The sequence below is a fragment of the Microcoleus sp. S36b_A4 genome, from assembly GCF_036700645.1.
GTDB lineage: Bacteria > Cyanobacteriota > Cyanobacteriia > Cyanobacteriales > Microcoleaceae > Microcoleus.
Genome location: NZ_JAUBPI010000017.1, coordinates 61,510 through 86,848, shown reverse-complemented (window position 1 = coordinate 86,848; position 25,339 = coordinate 61,510). Strand labels below are relative to the sequence as shown.

Genomic DNA, 25,339 nt, shown 5'->3' with positions numbered 1-25,339 from the left:
GAATCCATTGAAAAACTAGAATCACTGTTACATAAACTTTTAAATGAAGGAGAATTAATTATGAAATGGAACCGAAAGATCAAAAACAAAGGTAACGCGAGTTAATGCAGTTTAGATGTCGAACAGCTTATTAGGTTTTTTTGATTTTTCTGATTCGATAAAATCTAATATTTTTTTAATATTTTTAATCTCATTAAAGAAGTTTTTGCTGCCGATGGCAATCACAACTTTCGCATCTTCTGTTAAAGAATCGGCTGAAAGAATTTGTTTTACTTGTGTCACCCCAGCATCATCAAAAAAAGCAGAAAAAATATAAATTTCACTCCAATAAAATTGTTCGGAATCTAATAAAGTATTGATTTTATTTTTTAAGCTTTCTTTGTCGTCGTACAAAAACTGATAATTCATCGTAAATACCTCCAATTAATTGATATAAAACTTTTTAGGTAAGATGTAAACCACAATTTGATTATCTTCCCTAAAACTGCGCGATCGCAATAAAGCTGACTAAAAACATAATCAGCCAACTCAATCAAAGCCTACTTCGACTCCGACGGCGGCAACCCCGCCAAACGCATAACCGCAGACTGAGCGGACTTAGCCTGTAATTCCCGCGATCGCCTGGGATGTTTGAAAGGTTACTCATGGGCTTAACAAGGGATAGAGAGGGAAACGCATGGAGAAATTATAACTGTTGCAGTCGAGCTTGAACCAATTTTTGAATATTTGTGGCAGAGATCGGATTTATGAGAGTTACGCACAGCAAAGAAACCGGGTTTTTCACTTAGTTAAAGGCTGGGATGCCGTATTTTCGCAAAAAAAACCGGTTTCTAATCACCCGTGTTTTAGTCATAATTTAAAAATGTTGCAGCAGAGATTTTTCTTGTGCATAAACCTTTCGCAGCCACTCCAGCCCGATCGCCCCCAACATCAATTTAATCACCCCCACCAATTCCCCCCACTCCAACAATTCAGAAACACAAACAGCTTTCTGAAATCTCGCCGCATAAAAATCCACCCAAAAATCCGGCGCGTGTCTCTCTTTCTGACTCGCCATCCGGCGCTTCCAATAACCAAAATCTAAACCAGAGGGCGATTCCACTCCCAAAACAGGCGGAAAGTCGGCATAACTGACAAACCGACTCATGCCTTTGGCGTGCACGTACAGGATATGCGCCCAGCACTCGAAGCGATATATTTGTTCTACCTTGATTTTCAGCAGCCGCGCGATCGCCTCTTTCGTCACAAACCGGCTCAATCTGTGTCTGGGGGTTGATTTTGGTCGAAAGCTTGCTAACATGGTTGATACATCCCACTTGATGGGAATTTTCAATGGTTGATACATCCCACTTGATGGGAATTTCAGATGGTTAATAAATCCCAGTTGATGGGATTTGAACTTTGATAGGCGATCGTCTTTTAGTTTTCCAGACGTTGGGGCGATCGCTTTTTACATTACAAGTTTATGACTTATATTAGTCAAAAGTCAAGAGGTTATGGGATTAATTAAGTTGCGGGTTCGAGAATTTGCTGCCGAGAAGGGCTGGACGCTGAAAGAAGTTTCAGAGCGATCGGGCGTAGTCTACAGTACCCTCAGAACCTATGCCCGATCGCCTGGATTAGCAACAGTTGATGTGACAGCCTTGCACAAGTTGGCAAGGACTTTTGATTTGTCGATCGAAGATTTGTATGAAATTGTGCAGGAATAGTCGATCGCTTTTACGAACTAATTATCCACTCAATATTATTCGACAGTTGCTAGCATCTGATTGACAGACTCACCCTGTTGTAGTGCTTCCCAATCAGATGTAACAGGTTGGTAAGAACAGTAACACACCACAATTCGCTCCTCAGTATCGGAAGCAAAAAACTGCTGAACGCGAGTAACTACCCAATCTCCATCTTTCCCGTGGGTGACTCCATTACCGGGGTCAGATAGATTTTCATAATCGCGGGTTTTGTCCCCTACTTGAGGAATTTCTGGGTTTTCTTCCCAAGTCCAATTTTCCCAAAGTATATTAGTGAGACCGCCCCTCGGCATAAGCTGACGTTCTTCCCAGCCCGGAGCACTCATGCTTTCGGTTTTGTAGACAATCCAGATTTTTTTTGCCATTTTTCCTCCCTTTCCTTTAATCTTGGTAATCTTGCCACATATCCTGAAACGAGGTTTGTTCCCCCTCAAACACGCAAGCCACATCAGGGGGGGTGTTACGAGTCACTCGGATTTCTTTTAACCGCCAGTGGTATTTTTCGCCCATCTTTTCACAGAGTTCGGGATCTGTAACATGGTGTACGTTTTCTGGCTTTGGATTCGGTACGCGATCGCTCCTCACTTCAGACTTCCCTTACAGTTTAAAAACTAAATGTCTTGCCCTGTATGCGATCGCTCCACCACTGCACACAGCAGCTATGTGTTGTTTTGGTTTTGACTTGCTTCTATTTTTGGTTGCTCAGCCTTCATGACATATTGCTCCATAAATTCCAGCAAAACATCCCTCATATTTTTACCGTCCCTAGCAACAGCCGACTTAAATCGGTTCCGCAGCTCCGGCGGCATTTCTACTCTAATAGCCACAGTCTTGTTTTCATCCATACAGGCTCAAGGCTTTACAACATATACATTTTGACATTTTTATGTAGTTTGCCTAAAAACCAGCTTTTTGCATACAGGTGCATTGTTTTAACTATATGCCCTAGTGCATACTAATGCAATAGTGCAATAAATGCCGTTTTCCGCGAAAAACGCTACAGAGCGTTAATTTAAGTCATTTAGGTATCATTTACGCTCATAAACCCGGTTTCTGCAAAAAATCTTGAGTTTGGCTTTGTTAGTACATTGTGGTCAATTGTAACAACTTTATAAATAAAAAAAGCGCCTGAGTTCCCCCAGACGCATAGCATAAAATCAACAAATTGTCAACTCTAACCTAACCATTCAAAGCCTCAGCACCGCCGCAAACTTCCAGGATTTCCTGAGTAATTGCTGCTTGCCGCGCCTTGTTATAAGTCAGTGTCAAGCTACCGATCAAATCGCTAGCATTCTCACTAGCATTGTTCATCGCCGTCATCCGCGCTGCCAACTCGCTAGCAGCAGACTCTTGCAAAGCCCGCAGCAATTGGTTGTTCAAATACAAGGGCAAAAGAGCCTCCAGAATTTGCGCCGGATCTTGCTCGAAAATCATGTCTCTGGGCAAGCTCTTAGTAGGTGAAGCAACCTTCTCGCGCGATACTTGAAACTGTCCGCCTTGCGATGTCAAGCGGAAGATTTCATCATCAGGAGTTTCCAAACCTTGGGGGTCGAGGGGCAGCAAGGTTTGAATTACCGGACGCGAACTAATTAGCGACACAAACTTGGTGTAAATTAGCTCAACTCTGTCCACAGTTCCCGACAGGAACAAAGAAAGCAATTCGTCAGCAATTTGTGCCGCTTCCGGTGCTGTGGGAATTTGTTCTAAGTTAGCGTAAGTAGCATCGATCGGCTGTTCGCGGCGCTGGAAATACTGAGTAGCTTTGCGTCCTACCAACACGTATTTGTAGTCTAAGCCTTCAGCTTTGATTTCCTTAGCGCGATTTTCGGCGTATCTAATGATGTTGCTGTTGTAGCCGCCGCACAAACCCCGATCGCCCGAAACTACCAACAGTCCCACCGATCGCACTTCGCGTTTTTTCAGCAGCGGCAAATCCAGGTTTTCAAACTGCAAGCGTTCCGCCAAACCGTATAATACCTCTGCCAGTCGATCGGCAAAAGGCCGAGTAGCAGTCACCTGTTCTTGAGCGCGGCGCACCTTTGCAGCGGCCACCAAGCGCATTGCTTCTGTAATCTTTTTAGTGTTCTTGACCGACTTAATGCGATCGCGAATAGTTTTCAGATTTGCCATAACTTTCTCCTTACATCCTTGCCCGCATCTTCTTAATTAAAACCGCAGATTAACGCAGATTAACGCAGATTAACTTCAGATTATCTACGTTAATCCGCGTTCATCTGCGGTTCAAAATTCCTACTTGTCTACTACGCAGAAACTAGAAAACTTTGCTTGTATTCAGTGATGCCTTCTTTCAGCAGCTTCTCAGCTTCATCAGTCAAGGCTTTTCCGCCTTGAACAATTTCGCCGTACTTCGGCTTGCTAGTCCGCAAATAGTCGCGCAAACCAACAGTAAACTTGCTGACTTTTTCCACTGGGATGTCATCCATATAGCCGTTAATACCGGCATAGATTACAGCCACTTGTTCGTTCATCGGCAGAGGCGAACTTTGGGGCTGTTTCAACAGTTCCCGCAAGCGCTGACCGCGCGACAATTGATTCTGAGTAGCTTTATCCAAGTCAGAAGCAAACTGAGAAAATGCTGCCAGTTCTTCAAACTGTGCCAGTTCCAATTTCACCTTACCGGCTACTTTTTTCATAGCCTTAGTTTGAGCCGCCGAACCTACCCGCGATACCGAAATACCGGGGTTTACTGCCGGACGCAAACCAGCGTTAAACAAGTCAGAAGAAAGGAAGATTTGACCGTCGGTAATCGAAATTACGTTCGTCGGAATGTAAGCAGAAACGTCACCAGCTTGGGTTTCGATAATTGGCAAAGCAGTCATGCTGCCTTCGCCCAAATCGTCGCTCAATTTAGCAGCGCGTTCTAGCAAGCGAGAGTGCAGGTAAAACACGTCTCCGGGATAAGCTTCGCGACCGGGAGGACGGCGCAGCAACAAGGACATTTGGCGGTAAGCTTGTGCTTGTTTGGAAAGGTCATCGTAAATGACCAAAGTGTGCTTGCCTTTGTACATGAAATACTCGGCTAAGCTAGCACCTGTGTAGGGAGCCAAGTATTGCAGGGTTGCGGGGTCGCTAGCGTTGGCTGCTACTACGATCGTGTAGTCCATCGCGCCCTTTTCTTGCAGGACGTTGACGATGTTAGCTACTGTAGAAGCTTTTTGACCGATCGCCACGTAAACGCAGATCACGTTTTCCGATTTTTGGTTAATAATCGTGTCGATCGCGATCGCAGTTTTACCAGTTTGTCTGTCACCGATAATCAGTTCCCGCTGTCCTCTTCCCACCGGAATCATCGCATCAATAGCGGTAATTCCTGTTTGCATGGGTTCGTAAACAGAACGGCGAGAAACAATCCCCGGTGCCGGAGATTCAATCAAGCGAGATTCAGTAGTTTTAATTTCTCCTTTGCCGTCAATCGGACGCGCCAAAGCATCAACTACCCGTCCCAACATTGCTTCACCCACGGGGACTTCAGCAATTCTGCCAGTAGCAGTAACTGCCGAACCTTCTTGAATGCCGAGGCCTTGGCCCATCAACACTGCACCCACGTTATCTTGTTCGAGGTTCAGTGCAATACCCACGGTGCCGTCGGCAAATTCTAGCAATTCCCCAGACATGGCTTTATCCAAGCCATAAATCCGAGCAATGCCGTCGCCTACTTGCAGAACAGTACCGACGTTAGAGACTTTTACGTCTTGGTCGTACTGCTCAATTTGCTGGCGAATAATGCTGCTAATTTCGTCAGGTCTGATTGCTGCCATGTCAGTTGTTTTTTGTCAGTTGTTTGTTGTCAGTTGTCAGTTATCAGTTGTTCAAAACTACCAACCGTTAACTGCTAATTAAATTAGCTAATAGTCATCAGCTATTAACTCTCAGGAATTCAAGCGAATTCCCAGACGGCGCAATTGTCCCCGCAGGCTGGCATCAATTACTTGAGAGCCTACTTTGATTACCACACCGCCGATTAAATCTGCGTCTATTTTGGTTTCAATTTCTACTTGACTAGCGCTGGTCATCGCCTGCACTTTCTCGCGAACAGTCTGCTGTTGAGCGTCTGAAAGCGGGACAGCCGATGTAACTTCAGCCAATACTGTTTGGTTTAGTTCTCGGAGCCTTGCCAAGTATTGTTTGCCAATTCCTTCTAAAAAAAGAATTCTTCCTTTGTCTACTAATAGCTTCAGAAAGCTGTGCATCAAGGGGCTCATTTCTTCACCCGCTATTTGCTGAATCACGGCTTTTTTAGCATCCGGTTTTACCAGCGGATTGGCTAAAAATTGACGCAAGTCTTCCGAACCTTCTAGCAGGCTCAGCAAGGAACGAATGTCTTCGCCGAACTTCTCTGAGAGATTGTTGGACTGAGCCAGTGACATCAAGGCAGATGCGTAAGGCTGTAAGACTTCTGTGCTGACTGTACTCACGTTTTAGCCTCCCAGTAACGCAATGCTGCGATCAATTAATTGGTGTTGAGCGCTGTCGTCCAAGCTAGTTTTTAGCTGGCTTTCCACCTTTGCTAATGCCAGAGATACAACCGCCGATCGCAGTTGGGCGATCGCTCTTTCCCGCTCCGCTTCCAACTCTTGACCTGCTGTTGCTCTCATGCGTTCAACGTCTTGCGCTGCCTGAGCTAGAATTGCTTCTTTTGCTTTCTTGGCAGTTTCTTCAGCAGCGGCACGAATTCGTTCCGCTTCTGCTTGCGCTTGAGTCAATTTTTGCTGTTGCTCTGCTAGAGCTGCTGCTGCATCTTTTTGGCGTTTTTCTGCTTCTTGAATCGCCTCTTGGATGGCCGAACGCCTCTCTGTCAGGATTTTACCTACAAATCCGCGCCCGAAATAAAACAGCACTGCAATAATAATGACCAGGTTAATCAGGTTGGTTTCTAAAATATCGAAATTTAAACCGAAACCACCTTCGCCGCTAGCTTCTGTGGCTAGCAATAAAACAGTCCCCATGATACTCTTCCATAATTGCGCGTGCAGATTGGGTGAAGCGATTTTAGATTTAAGATTCCATCAAAAATCTAAAACTCTTCGGTCTCGCTATTTGGCCAGCGACTGCCCTAATAGCTTTTCGAGAATTTGGCCGCTGAGCGCGTCTACTTGTTGTTCTAGTGAGCGCATTGCTTCTTGCTTTTGCTGCTCTATTTCTTGCCCAGCCTTTTCTCGCGCGACTTGAGCTTCTTGTTGAGCCTCAGCTACTTTTGCTGCCCCAATTTTTTGGGCATCAGCTTGAGCTGCTGCAATTACTGATTGAGACTGTTTCCGAGTTTCTCCCAGTTTTTGCTCGTACTGCTGCGCTAGTTGCTGAGCTTTTGCCAAGCGTTCTTGCGCGGAGACTTGAGTGTTGCGAATGTAATCGGCGCGATCGTCAATTGACTTGCTGAGCGGCTTGTAAAAAATTACATTCAAGACTGCGACTAGAATTAAAAACTGCACCGCCATCAGAGGCAGCGTAGCATCTATATCAAACAGTCCCCCTTCCTTAGCCGCTTCTTCAACTGCTAGTAATACTGTCCAGTGCATCATGATTTTTTGACGGCTTCCATCTAATTCGCTTAATCGATTTTAGATTTGAGATTTTGGATTAGAATCGCCAAAACCTCAAATCTAAAATTTCCAATTATTATGCGAAGGGGTTGGCAAACAGCAGCACTAGGGCTACGACCAAACCGTAAATTGTGAGCGCTTCCATGAACGCCAAACTCAACAGCAAGGTGCCGCGAATTTTACCTTCTGCTTCCGGCTGACGGGCAATCCCTTCTACAGCCTGACCTGCTGCATTTCCTTGACCGATGCCAGGGCCGATTGCAGCTAAACCTACTGCCAAAGCGGCGGCAATTACGGAAGCGGCAGCAACTGTTGGGTTCATGATGATTTTCCTTATCTAAAGTACAAAATTGAGAACAGATAGTCTACAGAATTGTCCGATTTAACGGGAGGAAGTTTGAGCTCAGAATTTTTCTTTTTCCTCCTTCATTCTTCGCCGTTTATCGTTAGTTAATCGTGGTGTTCTTCGCCGTGACCGCCTTCTAGAGCTTCACCTATGTAGGCTGCGGCTAAGGTTGCAAAAATCAAAGCTTGAATTGCACTGGTAAATAGTCCCAGAACCATCACTGGCAGAGGAACAAATAAAGGCACTAGCAACACTAGCACTCCGACCACCAATTCGTCCGCAAGAATGTTGCCAAACAAACGGAAACTTAGGGACAGAGGCTTAGTGAAATCTTCTATGATTTTGAACGGCAACATGAAAGGTACCGGTTCAACATAGTGGGCGAAATACCCCAAGCCGCTTTTGCTGAGACCTGCATAAAAATATGCTAGAGAAGTCAGCAGTGCAAATGCTACCGTCGTGTTGATGTCAGCGGTAGGAGCTCCCAATTCGCCTGATGGCAGCTTAATCAGCTTCCAAGGAATTAGAGCGCCAGACCAGTTTGACACAAAGATGAACAGAAATAATGTACCAATAAACGGTACCCAAGGGCGATATTCTTTTTCCCCAATTTGGTTTTTAGCCAAGTCCCGAATAAATTCCAGCGCATACTCCATAAAATTTTGCATTCCGCTGGGAATTCGCTGGATTTTGCTGGTTCCTAAAATCGAAACTACGACTAAAACAGCAATTACAAACCACGAGGTTAGAAAAACCTGTCCATGAACTTTCAGATTGCCGAGTTGCCAGTACAACTGCTGGCCCACTTCCAATTTGGCGAGGGGGAAACGATTAAAGGTGTTTAGAACGTCAAGCATTGCCATTCAACGGGCTTCCCCATACAAATCGATGAGTTGAGTTTTGCTCTTCTTACCTGACTTACCTGTAATCTAGTGCTAATGCACTTCGGATCACGTAAACCATCAGCGCAGCTTTGTAAGTCAGAAATCCCAAAAATATCGGTAAAATCTGTAGCTGATTCCACTGTGTTCCTACTATCATCACCGCGAAAAACAAACCGAGCCTTGTCTTGCTGATGCGTTGATTTTGGCTGCCGATTCGTTCAACGTCTCTAGCCAACATCTTTAAGTAAACCACACCTGTGACCGCCCCAAGCAAATAATTCAGGGCAATGTTGAGGGAGTAAAAAATCCAAACGGAGATAAAAATAATCGCCGTAAAAGCAAGGGTGTACGCCAACAACTCTTGTTGGAGGCGATAAAAGTCTTGCATGGGATTCGTTGTCTCGGACGAGACTGTCGAGACTGTTGAGACTGTGCCAGCTTGAGGAATATCCTCGGTTGCTGGTGTGGGTTCGGTGGGTGTGTTTTGCGTGTTCACGAAGCTCAGAAACTAATGCAGGTAGCAGGCGAGTGCTTTGCAAACTCAGAAAAATAATACCACGCTGCGGTAACAATACTTAAAATTAAATTAATCATACTTGTCGGAATTGGGTGTCTGGCGCTTCGGAAACCTCAAGCCGTTAAATGTCCGATCGACCTCACCCTACCTCTCCTACCGCCAGACCGCACTTGGTTACACATTGTTCTCCTGATTCTCACTAATTAAGCCTCACTTAGTGAGATGGGACAGAGACCGATCGCCCGAATCGATGAGGTAACTCTCCCTCGTCTGCCTCTGCGCGCTTCAAGAGTTAATTCTAATTCGATCTCATTCAATAACCTTAAACTCTTGAAGCGCCGGGAGAAAGTTTTTATTCTCGTGGCTCGATCGACTAAGCTTAATCAAAGCAAATCGCTGTAGCGGCTGCAAACTCGCCCACTGGGCCAAAGAAATTGTCACGCCGAGCTCTTGCGCTTTTGCTGAAACCGACTCCGGTACAGTTGCAGCATCCATCCAGGGGGGATTTTCATCAACCGCCAAATCAGTTCCCGGTTTGCCTGTCTGTTGAATTAATACTTGGTTTAGCTTTTCTCGGTAATCAATAATTTCTGCTTCTGTCAAGCAAGGTAACTCTACAAGACTTTGCCGTTCTGCTTGGTTGAAATGATTCCAATCCTGCAACTTCAATTTAATGCCGCAAGTATCTAATTTGAGACGTACTTGCATCGGAATGCAGCGTAAAGCTTCGACAAAATCAGCTTCAAATTCAAAGAATGTCATAGATGTATAGACTTGCAAACTAGATTTTTTTTATTAACCGCAGAGGGCGCAGAGAGCACAGAGTAAGAGAAGAGAGAGAAATCGATGCAGGTTTTTTGCTTTCTATCAATAATTGCAGAAAATGCGATCGCCATTTATAATTAAATAATATTACAAACTATTGACATGGATACCGTAGACTACCTTCGGATTAGCTTGATAGACCGCTGCAACTTCCGCTGTCTCTACTGTATGCCGGAAGGTAGCGAGTTGGACTATGTATTGCAGCAGCAGTTGTTAACTCACTCGGAATTGCTAACTCTGCTGCGGGAAGTTTTTATACCCGTGGGATTTACCAAGTTTCGCTTGACAGGAGGGGAACCGCTGCTGCGGCCTGGGGTGGTGGATTTGGTGAGGTCGATCGCCTCGATGCCCGAAACGCGAGATTTGTCAATGACAACTAATGGTTTTTTGCTGGCGGGAATGGCGGAAAATCTCTACAATGCTGGTTTGCGCCGGATTAATATTAGTTTGGATTCCTTGGAACCGGAGACTTTTGATAAGATAATTGGCAGTCGGGGACGATCGCGATGGACGCAGGTTTGGGAGGGAATTCAAGCGGCTTATCAAGCTGGATTCGACCCGCTGAAGCTGAATGTTGTGGTAATTCCCGGTGTGAATGACAGCGAAATATTGGATTTAGCGGCGTTAACAATTAACCGGAATTGGCACGTTAGATTTATTGAGTTTATGCCGATCGGCAATGGGGATTTATTTGGCGATAAAGGTTGGGTAGCTTCGGCCGAATTGCGGCAACAAATTAGCGACAAATACGGGTTAGCCGAGTCGGGAGTGCGCGGAAATGGGCCGGCGGATGTGTTTCAAATTCCGGGGGCGAAGGGCACTTTAGGATTTATCAGCCAAATGTCCGAGTGTTTTTGCGATCGCTGCAACCGGATGCGTTTGTCTGCTGACGGGTGGCTGCGGCCTTGTCTGCTCAACGAAACTGGTCAAATTGACTTAAAAACTGCTTTACGGAATGGGGTGTCTACAGGCGAATTGCGCGATCGAGTGCGGCACATATTAGAGATAAAACCGGAGATTAATTTCAAGCAGCGGGATTCGGGAACTACTCAAGGCAATTACAGCCGCACCATGTCTCAAATCGGCGGCTGAACTAACCGACATAGAGCGCTGAAGAAATAAAATACTTAAGGCAATACTTGAGTATAATAGTCACAGTATTCGATTCTCAACAAACTCGATGACCATCAAGCCGATTCGGTGGGTTGGCCCTGCCCGCGAAGAAATCCAATCTCTTCCTGAAGATGCCCGAAAAGAAGCCGGTTTTTCACTTTGGACTCTCCAGCAGGGCATACAACCACCAGACTTTAAACCGATGTCGATCGTAGGTAAAGGCGTTGAAGAAATTCGGATTCGGACAGAAAATGCCTATCGGGTTTTCTATATTGCTAGATTTGAAGAAGCTATTTATGTGCTCCATGCCTTCCAAAAGAAAACTCAGAAAACAGCCAAGAAAAATATCGAAGTTGGGCAGAAACGCTACCAAGAGTTGTTACAAAATCGTTTAAACTCAAGAGAACCGGAACAATGAGCGAAAATACTATTACCCAAGCAGTCGATAATATCTTTCTAGACCTCGGATTCTCATCTGAAGAAGCTGATAACTTACTAATCCGATCGCAACTAATTCTCGCCCTGACTCATCAGATTAAAGAGCGCGGTTGGACTCTCGATCAAACGGCTCAACATCTCCAACAGTCCAACGATCGAATCAAAGCTCTAACTCAAGGTAAAATAGGGCAGTTTTCCGTTGACAGTCTGATTGCAATGCTCAATAAAGTAGGTATGACTGTCAAAGTCGAAATTTGCCCCAAGGTAGCTTAGGTGAAAATTATGCAATTTGGCGCATTCTACAACTGAAACTCTCCTCCCAAAACTTGTCCAGCCGTTAAATTCAACTGCGGAAATGTTGGAGAAACAAGTGTTTGTTCCCCTTGAAACATCCCAACTTCGACATACTCACCCGATTCTAGTTGAAGTACGGCTACAATTTGCTCTTGAGGGTCAACAATCCAATATTCAGGGATACCCCGCGCTGCATATTGAGCTCGTTTACTAATGTAATCGCGATCGCGCCCAACTCTACCTGGACTAACAACCTCGACAACCAACTGAGGAGGTGGCATAGTTTGGGTGATGGTTAGCCTGGAGGCTGTCAGCAAGATGTGTTCGGGCCGCAAAACCACCAAATCTGGGTAGCGGTTAGCTGCGTCGCCCTCCCGCAGGATCGGAACTTGGATTTCGCACAGGTGAAGTTTGATACACCGCCAAGGGATGCCAGTATTAACAAGCACTAAAAACAGATAGCTGACAATGGCGGTGTTGGGTTCGGATTCGGGTGGCAATGTTACTAACTCTCCATCAATTAATTCGTAGCGGTTGTCGGTGTCGTCCTCATAGGTGAGGTACTCTTCAAAGGTAAGTTTTTGTTTGTGGGCTTGTGTCATCTTTTACCTTCCAGGATTGCTATTGTGATTAAAATGTTTACACATCCGAGGGAAGCGGCGGTCGCAGTGATTTTCATTGAATTAACAAGCTGGGTAGCACTGTCCGATCGACAGGGGGCGATCGCCCCGACACCACAGGCAAGGCTACAAAATGCACCATCTGGCGGGGTCTAGCGGGTTTTGGCATGATTCCACCTGTGGCAGTGGTAAGGCTGGCAGAGTTGCATCGTAGATGTTTAACATAGATATGATATTGTAGAGATAGGGGTTTAACGCTTTAGAGAGAAAAATTATAATAAATCACTTAATTTATTATAATTTTTCTGAGCATAACAATTACAAAAAACTAATTTAATTATTATGGATAATGCTGTTTCTATTTTATTAAATGAAAAATTTTTAGCTGTGGATAATAGACTAAACTATGAATCCTATAAAAACTTGTTATTAAAATGTGAAATATGTGAGCAAGCTGTCTTTTTTAAAAAGGCAAGTGATTTCAATAAGCCAGGTATAAAAAGAATAGCTCACTTTTCACATTACAAAGATATTGGAAACATTCCTTGTAGTGAGAGAACTGAGAGCAATACCACTACACAAGAAACGGGCTCTGAGGGAAAAAAACAAAGTTTAGAGAATTATCAGATGAAAATTCAACAAATTATTTATGAAGGAATAGTTTACTATCAAAAAATTTCAAATTTACAGCTTCACCAGCGCATAAATGAAGGTGAAATCTTAGTAAATCTATATGAGATTGATCTCTATTCATGGTTGTGTCAGTTTAGTAATAAAAGAGAAGATATTAAAAAATTAGCATTATCTTTGTATCATAATAAATCATCGGAAATAGAGTGTAGAGTTTTTTCAAATATAGTTAATTATTTGTGTTTTCCTGTTAGTGCCGATATATTAAAAAAAGTTTTATACTATGTGTTTCTTTTTAACAAAGAGATTTTTATTAATAATGCTTGTGACGAAGTTTTTTCTAAAACTATTAAATTAATAAGTTATATTAATTTGGGGAGCGAATATCAACAAGCACAAAAAAGTTTAACGGCTTTTAATGACGATAACCTTACAGAGGAGGTACTATCGCAAGATACTGATTTAGAAACAGAAACAGTTGAACCTAAGATGGTAACAATACCTTCTTTTTTAGGAAGTTATAAAACCGAAGTCTTAGAAACGACTGAGTTAGAATATTATTTGTGTCGTATTAAAGAAAGCAAAAATGGTAAAGTATTTTACCAACGAATAGCAAGAAAAACTTACGAAACAATTAGTATTAGTTGGTATGAAGATAAAGATAAAGAGTATGAATATTTAACTTTGCGGCATAACACGTCAATTGTAGCAACTTTTTATTTAACGAAAGATAGGACTATTAAATGGAATCCTTTATCTGTGTTTTTTGTAAATCAGACTATCATCGCTCTACTAGCTACGAGTAGTCCCAAAGAGTATATTCTCAGTGAGAATTTATATGGTTTTTTCATTCAATGGGTAAATTCAAGTGTGTTTGAATTTTGGGTAAATAGGAATGCGTCTTTATCAATTTATCCTGTTCATTTTGTTAAGTTATTGTTTCTTTTTAAAGCATATATAAACGAACGCTCAGGTCTTACAAAATCAATTGGTGATGGGTTAACCGTAGAAGTAGAGGTTAGACCTGTATTAGTAGATAGTATTTATAACGAATCATTACTTAAATTAGCCGGAAAGTCTAAATCTATGAAAAAACGTTATTTGATGTCGAATTCACCTATAAAGAAATTAAAAATCAGTCATTTATAAAGAAATAAAATTGCACACCCTACTAGACTCGGATGACACTGGTAGCACTCGGAGCGCTGCCACGGTCGCAGCGGTTCGCACGGTTAGAGTGTTAACACTTCTATGGTTAGCATAGTTATCATTGCCCGCATTTTAAACAGCAACTCCACCAGTTAATTTACCAAAATGAATACAATTACCTTTAGAATCAACTCCAACAGTTACTCCCATAACATTACGAAACACTTCCGGTGGTATACCTGGTTTTCTGCTGATATTTATTGCCAAAGGGATAGGTTCAGACGGTTTATAATCAAACTCTCTACAATCTTTATTTTTACCAGGTATTATTTGTGAATTTGCTTTACCAAAGTCACTGAATAAAATATCTGCAATTATTGTAGTTTCTTCATTCAGTTCTCTGTACAGACGATCATTCAAAAACAACATAGTAGAGTATTTAAAGCGATTACCTAGCTCTTTTTCCCGACTGTCAGAAACGTTTTGAGCCACACTAATAAATTTTTTAATATTCTGAGGATCATTAATATCTAGTTGTGCAATTTTAGCCCAATCATCGAAACATTTTTCAATTTGTACATTTGTAATACCGTTTTGTGAATACCAAGCAGCTAGTGATTGCGAATCGCGAGGTTTACATATAGATTCCCAAGCATCCATGCCAGTAAGACAAATATGTTTTATCAAGAAATCAACTCTAATTACCATGTTTAGTCCTCTTTGGTTTGTATGTAGAAATGGTTGCTTTAAATCAGCATTTTGGATTTATACAGGTTTAAGTTTTAACTCAATCGCTAACGACTGTCAAGCAGCATCGGTCAAATTGACTGAACGAACCTTGCGGGAGACTTCTGTTAATCCTTTTTACAGAAACGCATTTTTAGAGGTTTTAGTCTCTACCTCAGAAAATTACTCTTTCCTGATTTAGTAAAGTTAACGTGCCTGAGATTTGTTGGTCTTCTTAACTGGTGCCCAGGCCTTAGCCTGGGCACCGAGATCCAGAGGCTCTGCCTCGCTAACTGATAAAAATAAAAACAGGAGGCAGATGCTCATGGAATGTGTTCCCAGGCTCTAGCCTGGGAACGAGCAAACACCTACGCTTTGCGCTTCCGACGGCGAATCAGCACACTCATCACTTGCTTCGGATTAGCTGCACGCTGTACGGGACTCCAATCGCCGACTTCGGCAAATCCCAGGCGGTACAAAGTGAGTATGGTTTCCCTGACACTCTTGGGTGAACCTGTCACCGTTACACACACCACATCCTGTTCCGATTCTGCTGCTGACTCGTCATTTGGGCAATCGGATTCGTTATCGTCAGGCAAGAATTCCTGTGACATAATTATGTTCTCCTGGTTTTGGGTTTTCTAGAAAAACCCAAAAACCCAGCCGCCCCGCTTTTCAACACATAGCAGGGCGGCTACAGAGGATGTTAAGATACTCCGTTAGCCTCCAGACTGCTGATATCAGTTTGGCGGTTATGCTGTCCATTGCTGCTACCAACAGCTTTGGGCAGTGCAACTAGATTTTTGGGCGACGCGGGCTACTTCCTCTACAAGCAAAGCAACCTCTAACTTCAAAGCGTAGCCGCAGACGGGGGCCTGTGTCAATCCATTTGGGATTTTACCGGGAGTAAGATTAAATGAACCGCGAAGGCACGAAGGACGCGAAGGAAGAGAAAGAAAGAGATGCAGTTCTTGCTTCGCGCTCTTCGCGTCTTCGCGGTTCGTTCAAATAATCAAAAAGCCCTATAATTTCGGTGTTAGCAAAATTAGCTGTTTGGATAAGATCGATCGCACTTCATCCAATCCCATCTCCACATCCGCCAAAATCTCCCCAACAGTCTTCTCTCCTTTACCCTGCCCAGACGGGCTTCCCTCTTTCTCCCCCCCTTGATAAGGGGGGGCTGGGGGGGGTACACAACCTTGCAAAAACTCAAATTCAGCACTTGACAAATTGAGCAATTGGTAGTTGCAATCAAACACTTGTTGACTAGGCCAACCGTGCATACAACCACTCAACTCTGGAATTGCCGCCAAAAGTGCCTTATCGTCCGACCAATCAATTTTATTAACAGGCTTTTTGCCCAAGAAAAACTCGTAATGAGTGATTTCCGTATCCAACAATTCAATTAATCGATAAAGCTCCCGTTCCGTCAAACCATGAGCTCTTTCTATCAATTCCGGCGCTTTCCCCAAAAGTCTTTCTAACTGCCAATATCCCGGATTTGAGAAACCAATAAATTCCAATCCCGAAGCGTCAATTAACTCGAACAAAGTCTCGATATTGTAGTCAATTTCCTGCGGGTGAACGTACATATCAGCAAAACATTCGTCCCGCTGATTTTCTCCTGCCCAACGCTGTTTTTCGTACTTGACAAGACGGTTATTTTCTGGTAATGAAGCAAAGATTTGACGACCGACTTTCACACCATCGGGATAGTCACCTTTTTGCGGGCCTTGGAGAAGCGCGATCGCCCTTTGCATTAGTTGAATTTCCCAGCGTCCGAGCTCAGCATACACAAAAATGTGCATTAAACCGCCCTCCGCCAACTTCGCCGCCAGCGCTTGAATGCCCCGGATTGGATCGGGTAAGTGGTGCAGCACGCCCACGCAGTTGATCAAATCAAACTCGCCCTCTAACTCGGCCGCATCGTACAGGCTGAGGTGGCGAAAATCAGCTTCGCGCGCTCCCGTTAGCGAAGCCCTCGAAGAGGATCGCCGACAGCGTTCTTGTGCTACTTTCAAAGCACCCGCACTCAGGTCGATCGCCGTCACCGAAGCTTCGGGATTGAGGTGAATCAGATAATCGGTGCTCGAACCAGTGCCGCAGCCAGCATCTAAAATCCGAATATCGAGTTTTGGCGGCTTTTGACCGGTGCAAAAATTGTAAGCATCAGGCCAACTCCAGCGCCAGTTGTACCCAGGGGGCGGTTCATCTGACAAAGGATCGGGCGGGAAAGGGAAAGTATCGTAAAGCCGCCGTACGGCAGCACTGATATCAGGCGTAGTATCCATAAGTGAGGTAATTGTGCGTGGGTTTTGAGATTGGTTGTCAGTAGCTACGGACGAACAGCGCGACGCGATGCACTTCTATTGCTGCGTTACTGGCAACCAAAGTGGCGTCTCGCCAAGTTGGGAAGCCTAAGAGAGAGCGATCGGGCGATCGACTAACCCCTGGTAGCCAAGCCCTGACAGCTTCTGCGTAATAAAACTTATCATTTTTTCTCATATAAGCTCTCTTAAATCTATACAATAAATCTCGACAGGCTTTTTAACAAATAAGGACTGTCAATAACCCACCGCTGAACTGTCGGGTAAAGCGGAGGCGTCTTTCCGCAGAAAGTCAAAAGCCCCGAAACAGGCAGAAGAAAATTTTTGATTTTCTTTTCCTTTAATTCAAGGCACTGGCTGCAATCGCCCAAAGGCAACTCTCCTGCCGAGTCTTTTTTTCCACGGGTATACCGGCGGATCGCAGCGGAGGGAGTACCCCGTGCCTGCCTTCGGATCGGACATTTCCCCGCAGGCAGAAAGATGAAACCAAAACATTTTAATCTAAGAAAGTAAGCGCGCCCGAACCTCGTGACAGGTAAAGGCAAAAAGTAAACAAAGCAAAAATACCTACTTTGACCTGCATCAGAAGGCAAGGTTAGTCTGGTTAAATGCTGCAACTATTTGGATAGGGAGCTAAGGAGTCTAATGACTGTAAAGGCAAGTGGTGGAAGCTCGGTTGCGCGTCCGCAACTATATCAAACTGTACCGGTCGCAACTATTTCGCAAGCAGAACAGCAAGACCGCTTTCTACAGCGGGGCGAACTCAGCGAACTGGCAAGTTATTTCAGTTCCGGGGCTCTTCGGATCGATATCTCTGCGACGCTGACCCAAAACTCGGAACTGATAGTATCCCGCGCAGCCAACCGGATTTTTACCGGCGGTTCCCCGCTGGCATTTTTGGAAAGACCACAAGAACCTGCGATGGCTGTAGCAGGGGCGGCTCGCGGCGGCTCGGCGAATGTCTCTGAAGGCATGAAACTGGGAAATGTCACCTACGTAGAAAGCCGCGCTGGCGGCAACGGCGGTGGCGGCGGCGGATTCTTGGGGCTAGGAAATCTATTTTCTGGCAACGGTGGTGGCTACAGCGGCCCAATCCCAGCAGGATTTCAGCCGATCAATGTCTCGCGCTACGGCCCGGGCAACATGACCAAATCTCTGCGGGATTTGAGCTGGTTTTTGCGCTACATCACCTACGCGATCGTAGCTGGCGACCCGAACATTATTTCGGTGAACGTGCGTGGATTGCGGGAAATCATCGAAAATGCTTGCTCTTCGGCGGCCACAATTGTGGCAATGCAGGAAATGAAAGCAGCATCTTTGGGCTATTTCAAAAACAATGCAGAGGCAAGTGCGATCGTCGGACAGTATTTCGACGTAGCAATTACCGAATTCAAAGCTCCCACACCTTCAGACAAGGTGCGGCAGCGCGAAAGCAACGACCAGCAAGGCTTGCAACTGCCTCAAATCTACTTCAACGCAGCCGAGCGCCGATCGAAATTCGTCATGAAAACCGGTCTGTCTTCGGCAGAAAAGATAGAAGTAGTCAAAGCAGCTTACCGCCAAGTATTCGAGCGCGATATTACCCGCGCCTACAGCCAAAGCATTTCTGACTTGGAATCCAAGGTCAAAAATGGCGAAATCTCGATGAAAGAGTTTATTCGCCGCCTTGGCAAATCTCCTCTGTACCGTCAGCAATTCTACGAGCCGTTTGTCAACAGCCGCGCTGTAGAACTTGCCGCTCGTCACTTCCTAGGTCGCGGTTTGAGCTCGCGGGAGGAATTTAGCAAGTATTTTGCGATCGTCAGCAAAGGCGGCCTGCCAGCCCTCGTAGACGCGATGGTTTATTCCCAGGAGTATTCCGATTACTTCGGCGAAGAAACAGTGCCTTACCTGCGCGGTTTGGGCCAAGAAGCTCAGGAGTGTCGCAACTGGGGCCCGCAAATTGATTTGTTCAATTTCAGCGCTCCGTTCCGCAAGGTTCCTCAGTTCATCACCTTGTTTGCTGGCTACAACCAGCCTCTGCCAGACCAGCACGTTTACGGTGTTGGCAATGACCCCTTAGAAATTCAGTTTGGCGCGATTTTCCCGAAAGAAACTCGCAACCCCAAGAGCCGTCCGGCTCCCTTCGGCAAAGACACTCGCCGTATCCTGATCCGTCAAGGTGCGGGGATTGACAATCAGTTGAGCAATCCGGCGGCTCGCGGTGCTGCTCCTGGCTCTCTGGGCCCCAAGGTCTTTAAATTAGACCAGTTACCGAGCAGCTATGTTGCTTCCAAGAAAACTGCCCGCGGTGTCTCTAGCAGCTACAGCAATGCTTCCAGTGTCAAATATACCGAAAGTTCAACCCAAGCGGTGATTCGGGCTGCTTACCTGCAAGTGTTTGGTCGCGATGTGTTCGACGGCCAGCGCCAAAAGGTGGCGGAAATTAAGCTGGAAAACGGCGAGATTCCGATGCGCGAGTTTATTCGGATGTTGGCGAAGTCGGACGTGTTCCGCAATATGTACTGGAGCAAGCTCTACGTTTGTAAGGCGATCGAGTACATTCACCGCCGACTCCTGGGACGCCCTACCTACGGCCGTCAGGAAATGAACGCTTACTTTGACATTTGCGCCAAGAAGGGTTTCTACGCGCTGGTCGATAGCATCCTGGACAGCACGGAGTACAACGAAGCTTTTGGGGAAGATACAGTGCCCTACGAGCGCTATGTAACTCCGGGTGGTTTGTCGATGCGGACGATGCGATCGGGTTCCGTCGCTGAGCAAAATGTCCAAGCTAAGACGCCCGAAACTCCTCGGTTTATCGAACTCGGCACTGCGCTCGATCGCGGCGAATTCGAGTTACAAAATAGCCTCGCTCAAGGTGTCAGCAAGCGGCGCGAACAAACTAAGGTGTTCAAGCTGACGACTACTTCGGACAAAGTAGCTTTGAAAACTTTAATTCAAGCTGCTTATCGTCAAGTTTTTGAACGCGACTTGAATCCCTACGTTGTGAAGAATGAATTCACGGCGCTGGAAAGCAAACTGGGCAACAATGAAATCAATCTCAAGGAGTTCATTGAAGCTTTGGGCTGCTCGTCGCTGTACGTCAAACAATTCTATGCACCTTATCCAAATACTAAGGTGATTGAGTTGGGAACTAAGCACTTCTTGGGCCGCGCTCCCCGCAATCAAGCGGAGATTCGGACGTACAACCAAATCTTGGCAAGTAAAGGGATTAAGGGCTTTATCAACGCCATGTTGAACAGCGTTGAATATGCCGAGGCGTTTGGCGAGGATACTGTTCCTTACCGTCGCTTCCCGACTCTGCCTGCTGCGAATTTCCCGAATACTGAAAGGCTGTACAATCAACTCACCAAGCAGAATGATGAGTTGGTGGTTCCAAGCTTTGAGCCAGTAGCTGCTACTGACAGAAGCTAGATTGATTTGAGGTTTGAGATGTTTAATTAACATTAATTTTACATCTCAAATTAATTGAAGGGCTGGTGTAATTGCCAGCCTTTTTTTTGTATAATTGGGGGATTTTTAACCGCAGATAAAGAGGATATAAAAGTTTTATTTTAGTTGGGATAAAGATTTTTTTAAATGACCGCAGAGGACGCAAAAATCTCAGGGTTAGGGAAGAGAGAGTGTGCTAAGAAAGCCATTTTCTACTAAAATAAGAGATTTAGTAAGGAGAAATATAGGAAGAAACCTGGTTTCTGAAGAAAGCGTGGGGAAGTCTTAGTTTCATTAAACTGGTACGATTCTAACATCCGTTTTGGGGCAATATCCAATCTGCCGAATCAGTGCCACCAAGAGTGTGAAATCTGCCATGGGATTGGCTGAAGCAATTAAATTTGAGGTTTCCGATTTGAGTTTATCTTGACTTGATAACCGCATAGGGGCGGGTGCAAGTTCCCGCCCTTTATATATTCGGTTAACCGTACTCAAATAGCCACTTTAACAGGAGAAAATTACCACCCACTCTTCGTCGTTGATTTCAATATACAAAATTGCGGCACAGACAGAGCGATTGCCTAGTTATCGGGTATTAGTGATTTCCCTTCATTCTGTGTCGGCAAAAATTAGGTATAATTGGTGAGTGCGTATGATGATAAAAGTTTAAAAAAAGAATAGCCAGGGAGGGAAGAACCCCACCCCGATAGTGATGAGTCATTACCATCTAAAATCTACAATCTCAAATTTAAAATCTCAAATTTTATGAGCTAAATTAAGATATTGACCGCAAAATAAAACAGCAGAATAAACAGGCCACTTGTGCTGATTATTACCATAGCAAAACGAATAAGCTATTAGGGCATAATGTTGTGAAAGATGGAACAGGGTATGGAACTAAATTTACAGAAATTTTATAGCGCCTGCAATCCCAGCTACACCCTGGCAGTAGCAAATCAACAAGACCGACAATACTATATCGATTTCTCTTCAGTGCGGGGCGGCACAATCGTAGAACAATTGGAGCGCACCATCAGCCGTCTGTCCCCCGATGCACCTACCTGTCAATTATTCACCGGTCACATCGGCTCTGGTAAATCAACAGAATTGCTGCGGCTGCAAGCTCAATTGCAGCAACAAGGATTTCATGTTGTTTATTTTGAGTCGAGTAAAGACTTAGACATGGCAGATGTAGATATCACTGACATTTTGTTGAGCGTTGCTCGTCAGGTGAGCGAAAGCATCGAGAAAATGAAAATTAAGCTGCAACCGACGGGTTTTAAAGCTTTGCTCAAAGGGATTGCTGATGTTTTTCAAACTCAAATAGACTTGAGCGCGGAAGCTAATGTTCCGGGTTTTGGGGAAATAAATGCCAGCACGGAGGGAGAATTTTCTCTGGCGTTGGGAATTGGCAAAATTACTGCTAAGGCGAAAGATGCTCCGAATCTGCGATCGGAGTTGAGGCAATATTTGGAGCCGCGAACTAACGTAATTTTAGATGCGCTTAATAAGGAGTTGCTAGAGCCGGCTAATCAAGAACTCAAACGCCAAGGGAAACAAGGACTTGTAGTAATTATCGACAATCTCGATCGCATACACCTGTGCGCGAAACCGACGGGGCGGCTGCAGCCGGAATACTTGTTTGTCGATCGCGGCGAACAGTTGGCAAGACTAAATTGCCACGTCGTGTATACAATTCCTTTGGTGCTGATTTTCTCTAACGATTTGGGCCAGTTGACGAATCGATTTGGGGTAGATCCGAAGGTTTTGCCGATGGTGCCGGTGCAGTTGAGCGACGGTTCTGAGTGCTCTGAGGGTGTGGAATTGCTGCGGCAGATGGTTCTGGCGCGGGCTTTTCCGACGGTGCATCCTTCGCAGCGCTATGCTTTGGTAGGCAAAGTTTTCGACTCTGCGGAAACGCTCGATCGCCTGTGTCGAGTCAGCGGAGGTCATGTCCGCAATTTGCTGCAACTGCTGTATAGCTGTCTGCAGAAACAAGACCCTCCTCTGTCGCGGGAAACTTTGGAAAATGTGATCATCCAGCGCCGCCACCAGCTTACTTTGGCGATCGAACCTGATGAGTGGAAATTGCTGCGCCAAGTATCCGCTACCAAAACTGTGAACGGGGAAACTAAATACCAAATATTGCTGCGGAGTCTCTGGGTGTTTGAATACCGTTACGGCGAGGATTATTGGTTTGATGTCAATCCGATTTTGGCTGATGCCAAAGAGTTTCGGCAAACAGTTGAGAGTTGACAGTTGACAGTTGACGGTTGACGGTTGACAGTTGACAGTTGACGGTTGACAGTCACTCGGCGAGGAAAATCGCTTCTGAATTAACGAAGTTCACTCCTAGCCGACTAAAGAATAAGGGCCCAACTGTAGCAGGATGTGGTATGAAAACTAACAAAACTCAACAGTCAACCGTTAACAGTCAGCAGTCAACTATCAACTAACAAAAATGATTAAAGGCACTACTAAACTGTTAGGAGTAATTGGTCATCCCGTCGAACATTCTCTGTCGCCGGCGATGCACAATGCTGCTATTTCCCAATTGGGAGTCGATTTTGTTTACTTGCCGTTTCCGGTAAAACCAGGGGATTTAAAAGCTGCTCTTGCAGGATTTGCGGCGATCGGCGTTCGGGGATTTAGCATCACGATTCCGCACAAACAAGCAATCTTACCACTGCTGTCGGAAGTTTCCCCGATCGCCCGAGCGATCGGCGCAGTCAATACCGTATACCTAACTGACAAAGGTTGGTGTGGCACAAATACTGACGTTGAAGGCTTTCTCGCGCCCCTGCAAACCCCCCCAACCCCCCCTTACCAAGGGGGGGCTAAAGACGCTACCTCTGGCTTAGAAAGCGGCAATATGGCTGTTAAATCCGGTCCCCCCCCTTACCAAGGGGGGGCTAGGGGGGGTTCCGATTGGAGTCAGAAAGTAGCGGTAATTTTGGGGAATGGCGGGGCCGCGAGAGCTGTTGTGGCTGGATGCGCTCAATTGGGATGTGCAGAGATTCACGTTGTCGGCCGCAACGAACAAAATTTAGCGGAATTTCAGCAGAGTTGGGTCAATTCTCCGATGCCCATGCAGAATTTGCCGGTTCATACTTGGGATAATTTGTCAAGGTTAATCTCGCAGGCAGATTTGCTGGTGAACACGACGCCTGTGGGGATGTATCCGCAGGGGGAAAAGTCGCCGGTTGCGCCTGATGTGATCGATCAAATTTCAGCAGGTGCGATCGTCTATGATTTAATTTACACCCCTAATCCTACGCAATTTCTCAAAGATGCGAAGATTCGGGGAGCGCGAGCTATTGACGGACTCGAAATGCTAGTTCAACAAGGAGCAGCCGCCTTAAAAATTTGGCTGGATAAAGAATCCGTCCCAGTCGATGTGATGCGCCAAGCCTTACGTCAGCATTTAGGTCTGGATTAATGCCATTTCTTCAAAAACTAGCTGTAGTTTTCAGAATTCCTATAAGTAGAAATTTGAGGCTGAATTCGCGCTAAGCTGAAAATTAAAATATACTTGCCCCGCAATTTATGAAATTTCGAGCTATCAGCCTTTTTTTTGCTACTTGCCTAATCGGAATTTTTAGTTTGGTATTCACTCCACCTGCTTGGGCTCTGACGCAGATTAAACTTTCCGACCTTTCTTATCGCGAATGTCCTGCCGAAATGGGAGAAGGAACAGTCACCAGTGGCAGTTCTATGGAAGCTACCTGCTTTTTGATTACTGGGAAAGCTGAAAATAGCACGGGCAAACCAGTTGTCAATGCTGATATTTTCGGCCGCATTTATGATGCTGACGACAATCCGGTGATGCAAAACCGGACTCGGTTGGGTTCTATAGAAGAAGTTCCTCCCGGAGTTAGCGATTTTCAGCTCAGAATTTCGGTTGCCTCCAATCAGAGAACACCTTTGAAGCTCAAGCAATTTAAAGCTACAGGTTTTACTGGCGTGGTTCGCCGTTAAGGAAACTCTTTGAGATTTAGGGTGGGCTGCCCGTGAAAGTGGGATGCTGTTTTAGATTTGAGATTTTCGATTTGAGATTGTTGAGTGGCTGGCAATTTCTCATTTCTGATGTACGATGAACTCCCCAGCTTTTCAACCGGGGAGTCCATCTAAAAATCTCAAATCTAAAATTTAGTTGCCGGCTGCTAGGTCTGCCAAACAATTTACGCTCGATGCTTAAAAACTTAAGCTTTTCAAACTACAAGGATGTTTGCAAGCTGGTCAAAAGACCGATCAAGAATTCCGAGCCGAACTGAAGTACAAAAAACGCAATCAGTGGCGAAAAGTCAATCCCTCCCAAGGGGGGGATAATCGATCGGAATAGATTCAGGTAAGGGTCTGTTAACTGACTCAAAATTGAAAAGGGGGGGTCGTACCAATTGATATTCGGGAACCAGCTTAATAGCACGCGACAAATCATTAGGGCTACATAGATTTGCAGAAATGTGGACAGCGTGGTTGCCAAAAGGCCTATGGAATAACTCATATATTCTCGTTGAAGTTTGAGTAAAGTTTACAGACACTTTAACTTAAAGTTTAGCATAGGTGGGGGAGAGGGGGAGCATCACGCTGTTTGCGGGCGGGCTAGAAGAGCAACTGCCCACAATAAAAATCACTGTTTGCTTCACAGACTCGAAAGGTCTGTGAAGCGAGAATGGTGAAAGATGTGAGTAGCCCGCATTGATGTGCCCGACTAATCTAAAATCTT

General features: G+C 45.1%; 30 protein-coding genes. 9 read left to right on the top strand and 21 right to left on the bottom strand.

The window, feature by feature from the left end:
• Positions 1-111 precede the first annotated feature (111 nt).
• On the bottom strand, positions 112-408 hold the full coding sequence (locus QUA03_RS08050) for a hypothetical protein (RefSeq protein ID WP_333211098.1): 297 nt from the start codon (positions 406-408) through the stop codon (positions 112-114).
• A 448-nt stretch (positions 409-856) separates the two neighbouring features.
• On the bottom strand, positions 857-1,300 hold the full coding sequence (locus QUA03_RS08045; protein ID WP_333211097.1) for a hypothetical protein: 444 nt from the start codon (positions 1,298-1,300) through the stop codon (positions 857-859).
• Between the two features lie 196 nt (positions 1,301-1,496).
• On the opposite strand from QUA03_RS08045, the gene QUA03_RS08040 reads away from it, so the two are divergent.
• Entirely contained in the window at positions 1,497-1,709 is a 213-nt protein-coding gene (locus QUA03_RS08040; protein ID WP_332958465.1) for a helix-turn-helix transcriptional regulator, read from the top strand.
• Between the two features lie 35 nt (positions 1,710-1,744).
• Here QUA03_RS08040 and QUA03_RS08035 read toward each other — a convergent pair whose 3' ends face one another.
• The 12 genes from QUA03_RS08035 to QUA03_RS07980 form a co-directional block, all read right to left on the bottom strand.
• A complete protein-coding gene (locus QUA03_RS08035) occupies positions 1,745-2,113 on the bottom strand; it encodes a hypothetical protein (RefSeq protein WP_333211095.1) in 369 nt (122 codons plus the stop codon).
• Between the two features lie 16 nt (positions 2,114-2,129).
• Positions 2,130-2,333 carry a hypothetical protein gene (locus QUA03_RS08030; RefSeq protein WP_333050416.1) on the bottom strand — a complete coding sequence of 68 codons (204 nt, stop codon included), beginning with the start codon at positions 2,331-2,333 and terminating at the stop codon, positions 2,130-2,132.
• A gap of 74 nt (positions 2,334-2,407) precedes the next feature.
• The gene (locus QUA03_RS08025) at positions 2,408-2,593 is read right to left on the bottom strand and encodes a copy number control protein (RefSeq protein ID WP_190657378.1); all 186 of its coding nucleotides are present in this window, start codon (positions 2,591-2,593) and stop codon (positions 2,408-2,410) included.
• 334 nt (positions 2,594-2,927) lie between these two features.
• Positions 2,928-3,878: a F0F1 ATP synthase subunit gamma gene (locus tag QUA03_RS08020; protein ID WP_006631110.1), complete on the bottom strand. Its 951-nt coding sequence runs from the start codon at positions 3,876-3,878 to the stop codon at positions 2,928-2,930.
• Positions 3,879-4,009: 131 nt separating this feature from the next.
• Positions 4,010-5,527, bottom strand: coding sequence for a F0F1 ATP synthase subunit alpha (gene atpA / locus QUA03_RS08015; RefSeq protein ID WP_333037344.1), 1,518 nt, complete (start codon positions 5,525-5,527; stop codon positions 4,010-4,012).
• 111 nt (positions 5,528-5,638) lie between these two features.
• On the bottom strand, positions 5,639-6,184 hold the full coding sequence (gene atpH / locus QUA03_RS08010; protein ID WP_333037345.1) for an ATP synthase F1 subunit delta: 546 nt from the start codon (positions 6,182-6,184) through the stop codon (positions 5,639-5,641).
• A 3-nt stretch (positions 6,185-6,187) separates the two neighbouring features.
• On the bottom strand, positions 6,188-6,715 hold the full coding sequence (locus QUA03_RS08005; protein WP_190740265.1) for a F0F1 ATP synthase subunit B: 528 nt from the start codon (positions 6,713-6,715) through the stop codon (positions 6,188-6,190).
• 87 nt (positions 6,716-6,802) lie between these two features.
• Entirely contained in the window at positions 6,803-7,288 is a 486-nt protein-coding gene (locus QUA03_RS08000; protein ID WP_006631106.1) for a F0F1 ATP synthase subunit B', read from the bottom strand.
• A gap of 97 nt (positions 7,289-7,385) precedes the next feature.
• On the bottom strand, positions 7,386-7,631 hold the full coding sequence (atpE, locus tag QUA03_RS07995) for an ATP synthase F0 subunit C (RefSeq protein ID WP_006631105.1): 246 nt from the start codon (positions 7,629-7,631) through the stop codon (positions 7,386-7,388).
• A gap of 128 nt (positions 7,632-7,759) precedes the next feature.
• Positions 7,760-8,518, bottom strand: a complete 759-nt coding sequence (atpB, locus tag QUA03_RS07990; protein WP_242717111.1) for a F0F1 ATP synthase subunit A — start codon at positions 8,516-8,518, stop codon at positions 7,760-7,762.
• A gap of 55 nt (positions 8,519-8,573) precedes the next feature.
• The gene (locus QUA03_RS07985) at positions 8,574-9,035 is read right to left on the bottom strand and encodes an ATP synthase subunit I (protein WP_333037348.1); all 462 of its coding nucleotides are present in this window, start codon (positions 9,033-9,035) and stop codon (positions 8,574-8,576) included.
• Positions 9,036-9,365: 330 nt separating this feature from the next.
• A complete protein-coding gene (locus QUA03_RS07980) occupies positions 9,366-9,818 on the bottom strand; it encodes a nitrate reductase associated protein (protein ID WP_333162170.1) in 453 nt (150 codons plus the stop codon).
• A gap of 165 nt (positions 9,819-9,983) precedes the next feature.
• On the opposite strand from QUA03_RS07980, the gene moaA reads away from it, so the two are divergent.
• From moaA to QUA03_RS07965, 3 genes are all read left to right on the top strand, one after another.
• Positions 9,984-10,973: a GTP 3',8-cyclase MoaA gene (moaA, locus tag QUA03_RS07975; RefSeq protein ID WP_333211093.1), complete on the top strand. Its 990-nt coding sequence runs from the start codon at positions 9,984-9,986 to the stop codon at positions 10,971-10,973.
• Positions 10,974-11,061: 88 nt separating this feature from the next.
• Positions 11,062-11,412 carry a type II toxin-antitoxin system RelE/ParE family toxin gene (locus QUA03_RS07970; RefSeq protein ID WP_194009249.1) on the top strand — a complete coding sequence of 117 codons (351 nt, stop codon included), beginning with the start codon at positions 11,062-11,064 and terminating at the stop codon, positions 11,410-11,412.
• Positions 11,409-11,705 carry a helix-turn-helix domain-containing protein gene (locus tag QUA03_RS07965; protein ID WP_242717105.1) on the top strand — a complete coding sequence of 99 codons (297 nt, stop codon included), beginning with the start codon at positions 11,409-11,411 and terminating at the stop codon, positions 11,703-11,705. Before QUA03_RS07970 ends, QUA03_RS07965 begins: the two co-directional genes overlap by 4 nt.
• Before the next feature lie 26 nt (positions 11,706-11,731).
• On the opposite strand, the gene QUA03_RS07960 is transcribed toward QUA03_RS07965, so the two are convergent.
• Positions 11,732-12,328 (bottom strand): Uma2 family endonuclease, encoded by a 597-nt coding sequence (locus QUA03_RS07960; protein WP_333211091.1) that lies wholly within the window; start codon positions 12,326-12,328, stop codon positions 11,732-11,734.
• 360 nt (positions 12,329-12,688) lie between these two features.
• Between QUA03_RS07960 and QUA03_RS07955 the strand changes: the two genes are divergently transcribed.
• The gene (locus QUA03_RS07955; protein ID WP_333211089.1) at positions 12,689-14,125 is read left to right on the top strand and encodes a hypothetical protein; all 1,437 of its coding nucleotides are present in this window, start codon (positions 12,689-12,691) and stop codon (positions 14,123-14,125) included.
• 132 nt (positions 14,126-14,257) lie between these two features.
• Here the strand turns inward: QUA03_RS07955 and QUA03_RS07950 are convergent, their stop codons facing one another.
• From QUA03_RS07950 to QUA03_RS07935, 4 genes are all read right to left on the bottom strand, one after another.
• Entirely contained in the window at positions 14,258-14,833 is a 576-nt protein-coding gene (locus tag QUA03_RS07950) for a hypothetical protein (RefSeq protein ID WP_333211087.1), read from the bottom strand.
• A gap of 386 nt (positions 14,834-15,219) precedes the next feature.
• Positions 15,220-15,465: a hypothetical protein gene (locus QUA03_RS07945; protein WP_333211086.1), complete on the bottom strand. Its 246-nt coding sequence runs from the start codon at positions 15,463-15,465 to the stop codon at positions 15,220-15,222.
• 408 nt (positions 15,466-15,873) lie between these two features.
• On the bottom strand, positions 15,874-17,142 hold the full coding sequence (locus tag QUA03_RS07940; protein ID WP_333211084.1) for a class I SAM-dependent methyltransferase: 1,269 nt from the start codon (positions 17,140-17,142) through the stop codon (positions 15,874-15,876).
• Between the two features lie 37 nt (positions 17,143-17,179).
• Positions 17,180-17,356 carry a hypothetical protein gene (locus QUA03_RS07935; protein ID WP_333048382.1) on the bottom strand — a complete coding sequence of 59 codons (177 nt, stop codon included), beginning with the start codon at positions 17,354-17,356 and terminating at the stop codon, positions 17,180-17,182.
• 467 nt (positions 17,357-17,823) lie between these two features.
• Here QUA03_RS07935 and QUA03_RS07930 point away from each other — a divergent pair, with 467 nt between their 5' ends.
• From QUA03_RS07930 to QUA03_RS07915, 4 genes are all read left to right on the top strand, one after another.
• A complete protein-coding gene (locus QUA03_RS07930; RefSeq protein ID WP_333211082.1) occupies positions 17,824-20,595 on the top strand; it encodes a phycobilisome rod-core linker polypeptide in 2,772 nt (923 codons plus the stop codon).
• A 909-nt stretch (positions 20,596-21,504) separates the two neighbouring features.
• Positions 21,505-22,869 carry a P-loop NTPase fold protein gene (locus QUA03_RS07925; RefSeq protein ID WP_333211080.1) on the top strand — a complete coding sequence of 455 codons (1,365 nt, stop codon included), beginning with the start codon at positions 21,505-21,507 and terminating at the stop codon, positions 22,867-22,869.
• Between the two features lie 205 nt (positions 22,870-23,074).
• Positions 23,075-24,052, top strand: coding sequence for a shikimate dehydrogenase (locus QUA03_RS07920; RefSeq protein WP_333211078.1), 978 nt, complete (start codon positions 23,075-23,077; stop codon positions 24,050-24,052).
• A 107-nt stretch (positions 24,053-24,159) separates the two neighbouring features.
• Positions 24,160-24,591, top strand: a complete 432-nt coding sequence (locus QUA03_RS07915; protein ID WP_333211076.1) for a hypothetical protein — start codon at positions 24,160-24,162, stop codon at positions 24,589-24,591.
• On the opposite strand, the gene QUA03_RS07910 is transcribed toward QUA03_RS07915, so the two are convergent.
• Together QUA03_RS07910 and QUA03_RS07905 are read right to left on the bottom strand one after the other, a co-directional pair.
• Positions 24,588-24,740: a hypothetical protein gene (locus tag QUA03_RS07910; RefSeq protein ID WP_333211074.1), complete on the bottom strand. Its 153-nt coding sequence runs from the start codon at positions 24,738-24,740 to the stop codon at positions 24,588-24,590. The two genes, QUA03_RS07915 and QUA03_RS07910, sit on opposite strands and share 4 nt — an antisense overlap.
• A gap of 89 nt (positions 24,741-24,829) precedes the next feature.
• The gene (locus QUA03_RS07905) at positions 24,830-25,117 is read right to left on the bottom strand and encodes a YggT family protein (RefSeq protein WP_333083660.1); all 288 of its coding nucleotides are present in this window, start codon (positions 25,115-25,117) and stop codon (positions 24,830-24,832) included.
• Positions 25,118-25,339 lie beyond the last annotated feature (222 nt).